Origin of the sequence: Longimicrobium sp. (assembly GCF_036554565.1) — a bacterium.
Lineage (GTDB): Bacteria > Gemmatimonadota > Gemmatimonadetes > Longimicrobiales > Longimicrobiaceae > Longimicrobium.
On record NZ_DATBNB010000736.1, the window covers coordinates 1 to 3,669 of the forward strand.

The 3,669-nt window shown below is 72.1% G+C and carries 3 protein-coding genes; all 3 read left to right on the forward strand.

Features of this window, described 5'->3' with window-relative positions:
* Positions 1 to 988 (forward strand): tyrosinase family protein (locus VIB55_RS20645; RefSeq protein WP_331878561.1); only part of this gene is annotated, 988 nt, incomplete at its 5' end.
* Between the two features lie 124 nt (positions 989 to 1,112).
* Positions 1,113 to 1,721 (forward strand): tyrosinase family domain-containing protein, encoded by a 609-nt coding sequence (locus VIB55_RS20650; RefSeq protein ID WP_331878562.1) that lies wholly within the window; start codon positions 1,113 to 1,115, stop codon positions 1,719 to 1,721.
* 144 nt (positions 1,722 to 1,865) lie between these two features.
* Positions 1,866 to 3,669, forward strand: a 1,804-nt coding sequence (locus VIB55_RS20655; RefSeq protein WP_331878563.1) for a PQQ-binding-like beta-propeller repeat protein, incomplete at its 3' end; no start/stop codon positions are given.

Below are 3,669 nucleotides of genomic sequence, written 5' to 3' on the forward strand. Positions count from 1 at the left end.
CCATTACGGCGCGCGGTTCCTTCCCTGGCACCGGGCTTTCCTGGTGTACTTCGAGCAGCTGCTGCAGGCCGCCGTGCGCGAGCACAGCCTGACCCTGCCCTACTGGAACTGGACCGACCAGCTGACCATCCCGCAGCAGTACACCGACCCCGCCCTGATGCCCATCGCGCCGAACACCACGCGTCCGCTGGGCACCCGGCCGCTGAACGCGGGGCGCACCCGCATCTCCACCATCCTGGCCACCCACGACTTCGTCACCTTCGGCGGCGGCGAGCAGGGCGAGGGCGGGAACCTGGAGTTCGGGCCGCACGGATACGTGCACAACACGGTGGGCGGCGACACGGGATGGATGAGCGACATCCAGTGGTCGCCCAAGGACCCCATCTTCTACGCGCACCACGCCAACATCGACCGCGTGTGGTCGCTGTGGATGCAGGACCCCACGCACCACAACCAGGTGAAGGAGTCCGACCGCTACACGTTCGTGGATCCCGCGGGGCGGCCGGTGGAGGTTTCGGTCGCCGAGATCCTGACGTGGGACATCCGCTACAACGAGATGCCCCGGCTGGTTTCCATCGGCGGCGGAACGAAGTCGCGGGTGCTGGACCAGCCCCTGCGCACCACGTTCTCCATTCCCGCCGCCGCGATGTCGGCCCAGGCGGACGTGGAACGCTCGCCCGCCACGCTGCAGCTGGAGAACGTGGTCCTGCCCGGCGACCAGCCGGTCACCGTCGACGTGTTCATCGAGGCGGCCAGCGCCCGCTCCGGCGGCGCGGCGGACGCGGCGAGCCTCGTCGGCAGCGTGTCCATCGTTCCCACCAACGGCCACCACGCCGATACGGTGGACATTCACCTCGCCGTTCCGGCCACGCTCGCTCCCCTCCTGCGCTCGGGCCGGGCGCTGCAGGTGCGGGTGGAGCCGGTGACGGCCGACGGAACCCCCGCGGGCGAGCTGGCCTTCGAGGGCTTCACCCTTCAGCTGCACTGACCCGCGCCGTCGTCCATGGCACGCGGGGGCTCCGTCGCGTGTACTGAAAGGACGAAGGCCGCGCCGCGCACCGGGTTGGCTGGTCGCGCGGCGCACGGGCCCGCTTCATCAGGAGGACGAGGTCATGGCGCTGCGATGGCTGGAACGGTTCGTGGGATCGCGCACGGCGCGGGTGCTGCCGGGTGCGGCGGCGCTGGCGGTGGCGCTGACCGGCTCGGCGTGCCAGGCGCAGCGGGAACCCGCGGCACAGCGGCCGGCCGAGCGGCCGGCGCAGGAGGGCACGTTGAGGTACGTGCTTCACGATCCCCCCGGAATGCTGACGGTACGCGGCGCCCCCGTGGTCACCGCCCCGTTCCGGGTTCCCGGCGAGGCGCGGGCCCGGCTGTTCGCCGGCGGGCGCGACCTGCCCGCGGCGGCGGCCAGCCTGCGCCTGGAGGGGGTGGTGCTTCCGCGTGAGGCCGGAGTGACCATCGACGTCTACGTCAACCACCCGGCGGCGAACGCGGAGTCGGGCACCACGCACCCGGCATTCGTGGGGTCGCTGACCCTGATGCGGGCCGCCGCGGATGATCCGGGAGACCCGGTGACCGTCACCCTGGGCGTGGCGCCGCTGGTCCACGACCTCCTGCGCGGCCGCGACGACCTGTCCGTCACCCTGGTCCCGGTAAACCACGAGGGGCGCCCTTCGTCGGCGGCGTTCGGCCTGGACCGCATCGTCCTGGTCCTGCGCTGAACCCGGCGCGCCTCGGCGAAGGGCCCGCGACCACCCCGGCCGCGGGCCTTTCGGCGCTCCGCCCTTGCGGATCATCCCGATCCGGCTGAGCTTGCGCGCACGTTCCGCGAGCCGCCGCCCGATCCACACAGACCCTCCGCCCCGATGGACCTTTCCATCACCCGCCGCGACCTGCTGAAGCTGGGCGTCGCTACCGGCCTGTCGCCCGCGCTGCGCTGGCTTCCGGACCCGCGGTCGTTCACCTTCGCCTTCTTCAGCGACACCCACCTGGGGCTGGAGGGTCGCAACCTGGAGGCGTGCCGGTCGCTGGTGGTGGAGATGGCGGAGCGGGTGCGTCCGGCGCTGGCCATCAACGGCGGCGACGTGACCGACTACGGCTGGGCGGGCGAGTACGACGGCTACGACCAGGTGCTGGCGGGAATCGGCTTTCCCGTGCACCACGTCCCCGGAAACCACGACGTGCGCTGGGCCCCGCGCGGGCTGCAGATCTTCCGCGAGCGCGTGGGAGCGCCATTCCGCTCCTTCGATCACGCCGGAGTCCACTTCGTCCTGCTCGACAGCACCGTTCCCCTGTCGCATTACGGGCACTACGAAACGGCCCAGCTCCGCTGGCTGGAGGCGGACCTGCGCCAGGTGGACCGCGCCACGCCCGTGCTGCTGTTCACCCATCACTGGGTGGGGCGCGCGCCGGTGATGGTCGACAACCAGGACGCGCTGTTCCGGGTGATCGAGCCGTACAACGTGAAGCTGGTGTTCAACGGCCACGGCCATTCCGACCTGCTGTGGGAGTGGAACGGCATCGCGTCTACCATGAACAAGGGGCTGTACCAGGGCTCGTACCAGCGCGTGGACGTGGATGCGCTCGCGGGCGAGGTGCGCCTCTCGCGCCGGACGACGGAGCAGCCGGAGCCGCAACTGATCGCCACGGTTCCGCTGGCGGCCTCGCGCTACAAGCGGCCGGTCTACCCCGTGGGCCTGAACATCGGCGCCGCAGCGGCCCGGGCGGCCGCCGCCGTGCCCGCGCCCGTGGTCCCCGAGCTGGAGCGGCGCTGGGAACGGCGACTGACGGGCGGGGTGATGTCGCACCTGCTGCTTGCGGACGGAACGCTGTACGTGAGTGCCATGGACGGATTCGTGAACGCCCTGCGCGCCGCGGACGGAGCGCCGCGGTGGAAGGCGCAGACCGACGGCTACTGCCACTCGTCCCCCGTGCTGGCGGAGGACCGGATCATCGTGGGGAGCGCGGATGGGCAGGTGTACGCCTTCCACGCGCGCGACGGGCGCAGGCTGTGGGCGCGGCGCACGGGCGGGCCGGTGTACGCGTCCGCGGCGGTGGCGAAGGGCGTGGCGGCCATCGCGTCCGGCGACGGCACCGTGTACGGGCTGAACGTGGAGGACGGAGTTGTGCGATGGACCTTCGCGCTCCCCCCCAGCCCGTCGGCGTTCGCGCAGAGCCCCGCGGGCACCGATGGCGAGCGCTTCTTCATCGGCGCGTGGGACAAGCACGTGTATGCGCTGGACGCGGCCACGGGCGCGCTCGCCTGGCGGCAGCCGGGGACGGACCGCTCGTTCGCGTACTCGCCGGCCATCGGTGGGCCGGCGGTGGGCGGCGGAACGGTGTACATCCCGGCCAATGGCAACGTGCTCCACGCCTTCGACGCCGCCACGGGAGCCACGCGCTGGACGTACACCTCGCCGGGCGACAAGGTGGGCTACTCGTCCCCCGCCCTGGTGGACGGCCGAATCTACATCGGCTGCCTGGGCGACCGGGGCGAAGTGCGCTGCATCGATGCGGCGGACGGGCGCGAGATCTGGGTAGCCGCGACCGGCAGCACCATCTACGATTCCAGCCCGGCCGTGGCGGACGGGCTGGTCAGCATCGGCTCGGTGGACGGGAGCCTGTGGGTGATCGCGGCGGACGACGGGCGGATCGTCGGGCGCCATGGCC

Excerpts from the sequence above, each read along its gene's own strand:
- VIB55_RS20650 (WP_331878562.1), top strand. The coding sequence starts at position 1,113 with ATGGCGCTGCGATGGCTGGAACGGTTCGTGGGATCGCGCACGGCGCGG.